The following is a 3,676-nucleotide window of genomic DNA, read 5'->3' on the forward strand; positions in this document are numbered from 1 at the left end:
AGGCGGGGCCGCCGGTGCACGACGACCTCGTGCGCCGGGACTTCACCGCCGCCGCGCCGAATACCAAGTGGCTGACCGATATCACCGAGCATCCCACCGGTGAGGGCAAGCTGTACTTGTGTGCGGTCAAGGACTGCTACTCCAACAAGATCGTCGGATACTCCATCGCCTCGCACATGCGGGCCTCACTCGCCGTCAGCGCGCTGCGCAACGCGATCGCGCTGCGCGACCCGCACGACGTCGTGGTCCACTCCGACCGCGGAGCCCAGTTCCGATCGGCGGCCTACCAGCGCCTGCTGCGCGGTCATGGGCTGACCGGGTCGATGGGTCGGGTCGGTGCGTGTGGTGACAATGCTGCGATGGAGTCGTTCTTTTCGTTGCTGCAGAAGAACGTTCTCGATACCCGCCGGTGGCGCACGCGGGAGGAGCTCCGGTTGGCGATCGTGTCCTGGATCGAGACGAAGTATCACCGCAAACGCCGCCAACGCGCCCTGGGCAAGCTCACCCCGGTCGAGTTTGAGACCATCTACACGGCCACGTCAGCGGCCTGAGAAACAGTCAGCTCCGGTGTCAACCGAAGTCTGGGCAGACCCTCCCCCTCGACGGCGACCTCGCCCGCACCGAACTCGTCTGGTCACCCACCAACGACAACCCGGCCATCCGCACCATCACCGACGTCGCCGTCGAACTCGCCGCGACCACCGACCTCACCGAAGCCGGCTAGCCCTGATCCACTTCACCCGAGCCCGGCACCCGAACCGTAGAATCGACGCCGATGCGACGTCTTCGGTGGTACTGGGGGGCACTGGTCCTCGTCTGCGTGGCCCTCCTGGCCGGCTTCTTCGTCTTCTTCGGCTCCGAAAGCAAAAACGGCCAGCCGCAGCCCCGCCAAGGCCCACCCGGCACCGGCCCGCTCACCGTCGTCGCCCTGGGCGACAGCACCGTCTCCGGCGAAGGCGCCGGCCAGTACACCGCCACCACCAACGGCCAAGGCGGCAACTGGTGCCACCGCTCCCCCAACGCCTTCGTCGAGAAGATCGACATCCCCGGCATCACCGCCCACGTCAACCTCGGCTGCTCCGGCGCCCCCGCCGAACAGGTCGCACTCGGCGACGTCAAGCAGTGGACCGAAGGCTCCCAAGCCCAGCAGCTCGCCGCACTCGTCAAGGACCACCGCGTCGCCGCCGTCGTCATCGCCGTCGGCGCCAACGACGAACCCAAGTTCTCCAACCAGGTCACCGAATGCTTCAAAGCCTGGTTCAACCCCGGCGGCCCGTCCTGCAGCGAAGCGCTCAAGCAAACCTGGCAGTCCAAAGTGGACGCCATGGTGCCCAAGGTCGCGACCGCCGTCTCCGACGTCAAGAAAGTCCTCGCCCAAGCCGGCTACGTCCCCGCCGACTACCAGCTCGTCCTGCAGTCCTACGCCGCACCCATCGGCCCGGACCTGCCCGAAGACCTGCGCACCCTCAACGGCTGCCCGTTCCGCGTCGAAGACCTCCGCTGGATCTCCCAGACCGGGATCGGCGTCCTCTCCTCAGGACTGAAAGCGGCCGCACAGCAGTCCGGCGCCCGGTTCCTCGACCTCGCCAAGGCCGGCGTCAAGCACGAAGCCTGCAGCGGCGGCGCCAACCCCGCGACCGAGTGGTTCACCCGCCTCACCCTCCAGCTCGCCGACCTCGGCCAAGCCGACCGGGCCGGCCACGCGCTGCAGGAGTCGTTCCACCCCAACGCCGCCGGGCACGCCGCGATCGCCAACTGCCTCACGGAGTTCATCACGGCCCGCGAAGGCAACGCCTCCTGCCTCGCCGGTGCGGACGGGAAGCTGCACTCGGCCCCGGAGGTCGTGGCTCGCTGAGGGCTCCCCGGTCCATAGCCTAGGTTTCCTGGGGTGCTGGACGGCTTTTCAGCTCGCCAGGTGGTATAGGGCGTTATACACTTAAAGATCGAGCGCTGCCCGCAAGGCGATGTCGATGCGCTCCTGGACTTCCAGGTCGATCTCGGCGATCCGCTCGTCGAACCACGGCCGGTAGAGCCGGGTCAGGTTGAGCGTGGACACCCAGTACCGGGCGTCGATCGCGACGCCGAGGATGTCCTGCGGGTCGCGTTCGAGCAGTTCCGTGCCGAGCAGCCAGGGCCGCTCGGATTCGTTCACCCCGTCCGAGGACAGCAGCACGACCGTGCGCTGCCGGGCCGGTTCGGTCGGGGGGTGGTACGTCCAGACTTCACCCCTGCGCACGCAGATCCTTTTCCGCCGCGCTGCGTTCGGCCTCGTCCGCTTCCGCGACGGCCGGCTCCGGCTTCCGCGGGGTGTAGCCGGTGCGTACCGCCTCGCGCCTGGCCGCCTTCGACAGCCAGGACGAGACCGAGATTCCGTGGGCTTTCGCGGCCCGTTCGGCGAATTCCAGCGCGCCGCTGTCCAGCGAAAGCGTGACCTTACGTGTTGCCATACCTTTTACCGTACCAGTGCTCCGGTCCCCGGGCGGCCCGCCGGCGTCAGAACGTCGGCGAACGTCCCTCGAACGGCGTAGAGAGCACCACCGTCGTCCGGGTCGACACCTTCGCCGACTCGCGGATCCGGCGCAGCAGGTCCTCCAGCCCCAGCGGCGACGGGACGCGCACCAGCAGGATGTAGGACTCGTCGCCGGCCACCGAGTAGCAGGACTCGATTTCCTTGATGTGCTGGATCCGCTGCGGGTAGTCGTCGGGCGCCGCCGGGTCGTTCGGCGTCAGCGAGATCAGCGCCGTCAGGGGCAGGCCGATCTGCTCGCCGTCGAGCCGCGCGGTGTACCCGAGGATGACCCCGCGCTGCTCGAGGCGGCGCACCCGCTGGTGCACCGCCGACACCGACAGCCCGACCCGCTCGGCGAGGTCGGTGAAGCTGCGCCGCCCGTCGGCCGCGAGCTCCTGGACGATCGCCTGGTCCAGCGGCTCCAGGCCACCGGCCGTCATGCGTCCAGCACGACGAGCTCGTGCGGCTGGTTGTTGACGGACTCGACGCCGTCCGCGGTGACGATCACGATGTCCTCGATCCGGGCGCCCCAGCGGCCCGGCTGGTAGATGCCCGGCTCGACGCTGAAGGCCATGCCCGGCTCCAGCGGCAGCGCGTTGCCCGCGATGATGTACGGCTCCTCGTGCACGTCCAGGCCGATGCCGTGGCCGGTGCGGTGGATGAAGTACTCGCCGAACCCGGCCTCGGCGATGACGTCGCGCGCTGCGGCGTCGACGGCCTCAGCGGTGACGCCCGGCTTGACCGCGGCCACCGCGGCGGCCTGGGCGCGCTGCAGCACCGCGTACGTCTCGGCCACGTCGGCGTCGCGCGGCGTGCCGACGGCGTAGGTGCGGGTGGAGTCGGAGTTGTAGCCGGCGGGCAGCGGGCCGCCGATGTCGACGACCACGACGTCACCCTTTTCGATGACGCGCTCGGAGACGTCGTGGTGCGGGCTGGCGCCGTTCGGGCCCGAGCCGACGATCACGAAGTCGGCCTGGACGTGCCCCTCCTCGACGATGGCCGCGGCGATGTCGGCGCCGACCTCGGCCTCGGTGCGGCCGGGCCGCAGCCACTCGTGGACGCGGGCGTGCACGCGGTCGATCGCGGCGCCCGCCTCCCGCAGCGACGCGATCTCGGCGGCGTCCTTGCGCATCCGCAGCTCACGCACGACCGGGCCGGCCAGCGTCT

Annotated in this window: 6 protein-coding genes; 2 read left to right on the top strand and 4 right to left on the bottom strand. The window is 69.6% G+C overall.

Annotated elements, in window-relative coordinates; genetic code table 11:
• A partial coding sequence (locus G3I65_RS50270; protein ID WP_160702913.1) for an IS3 family transposase occupies nt 1-551 on the top strand: 551 nt, incomplete at its 5' end.
• A gap of 224 nt (nt 552-775) precedes the next feature.
• A complete protein-coding gene (locus G3I65_RS50280) occupies nt 776-1,855 on the top strand; it encodes a GDSL-type esterase/lipase family protein (protein ID WP_166641599.1) in 1,080 nt (359 codons plus the stop codon).
• Nucleotides 1,856-1,936: 81 nt separating this feature from the next.
• On the opposite strand, the gene G3I65_RS50285 is transcribed toward G3I65_RS50280, so the two are convergent.
• From G3I65_RS50285 to G3I65_RS50300, 4 genes are all read right to left on the bottom strand, one after another.
• Nucleotides 1,937-2,236 carry a hypothetical protein gene (locus G3I65_RS50285; protein WP_125316436.1) on the bottom strand — a complete coding sequence of 100 codons (300 nt, stop codon included), beginning with the start codon at nt 2,234-2,236 and terminating at the stop codon, nt 1,937-1,939.
• Complete coding sequence (locus G3I65_RS50290; protein WP_125316435.1) at nt 2,223-2,447, bottom strand: hypothetical protein; 225 nt, start codon at nt 2,445-2,447, stop codon at nt 2,223-2,225. Before G3I65_RS50290 ends, G3I65_RS50285 begins: the two co-directional genes overlap by 14 nt.
• Before the next feature lie 46 nt (nt 2,448-2,493).
• Nucleotides 2,494-2,949, bottom strand: coding sequence for an Lrp/AsnC family transcriptional regulator (locus G3I65_RS50295; protein ID WP_086858802.1), 456 nt, complete (start codon nt 2,947-2,949; stop codon nt 2,494-2,496).
• On the bottom strand, nt 2,946-3,676 hold a 731-nt coding region (locus G3I65_RS50300; protein ID WP_160702915.1), incomplete at its 5' end, for a Xaa-Pro peptidase family protein. The genes G3I65_RS50300 and G3I65_RS50295, both read right to left, overlap by 4 nt.

The sequence above is a fragment of the Amycolatopsis sp. SID8362 genome (genome assembly GCF_010550475.1).
Lineage (GTDB): Bacteria > Actinomycetota > Actinomycetes > Mycobacteriales > Pseudonocardiaceae > Amycolatopsis > Amycolatopsis eburnea.

Excerpts from the sequence above, each read along its gene's own strand:
- G3I65_RS50280 (WP_166641599.1), top strand. The coding sequence starts at position 776 with ATGCGACGTCTTCGGTGGTACTGGGGGGCACTGGTCCTCGTCTGCGTG.
- G3I65_RS50290 (WP_125316435.1), bottom strand. The coding sequence starts at position 2,447 with ATGGCAACACGTAAGGTCACGCTTTCGCTGGACAGCGGCGCGCTGGAA.
- G3I65_RS50295 (WP_086858802.1), bottom strand. The coding sequence starts at position 2,949 with ATGACGGCCGGTGGCCTGGAGCCGCTGGACCAGGCGATCGTCCAGGAG.